The 616-nt window shown below is 65.7% G+C and carries 1 pseudogene; it reads left to right on the top strand.

Features of this window, described 5'->3' with window-relative positions:
* A pseudogene (locus tag ACRRUX_RS20600) lies at positions 1-616 on the top strand (hypothetical protein); the annotation flags it as partial.

Genomic DNA, 616 nt, shown 5'->3' with positions numbered 1-616 from the left:
CATCAATGACGCTGAGCTCAGTGGTCTGGTGGACATTACCGTCACCCTGGGCGCCGGCACTGTGGTGGGCGACAGCCTCACCGTGACCGACCAGGCCGGTAATGTGCTGTTCTCTGGCCCCGTCACCCAGGCCATGCTGGATAACGGTCTGGCACTGAGTGTGGCGGCGCCGGCGAGTGGCACCACCCTGACTGTGACGGCCACCGTCACCGACCCGGCAGGTAACAGCGCTTCGGGCAATGACAGTGCGCTGCTCGATTACGGCGTGGGCTCAGGAGCACCAGCCAGCCCCACCGTGGTGATTACCGAGGATGCCAACAACGATGGCTACATCAATGACGCCGAGCTCAGCGGTGATATCAACATCACCGTGACCCTGGGCGCCGGCACCGCCGTGGGCGACAGCCTCACGGTCACCGACCAGGATGGCAATGCGCTGTTCAGTGGCACGGTCACCCAGGCGATGCTGGATAACGGCCTGAGCCTGACCGTGACCCCACCGGCCAGTGGCACTACCCTGACCGTGACCGCCACCGTCAGCGATGCGGCCGGCAACAGCGCCAGCGGCTCAGATGCCGCCACCCTCGATTATGGCGTGGGCTCAGGCGCGCCGGCT

This window comes from Shewanella sp. GXUN23E (assembly GCF_050865035.1).
Classification (GTDB): Bacteria; Pseudomonadota; Gammaproteobacteria; order Enterobacterales; family Shewanellaceae; genus Shewanella.
Note: the sequence above shows the minus strand (reverse complement) of the source record. Positions and strands in the feature narration are given on the sequence as shown.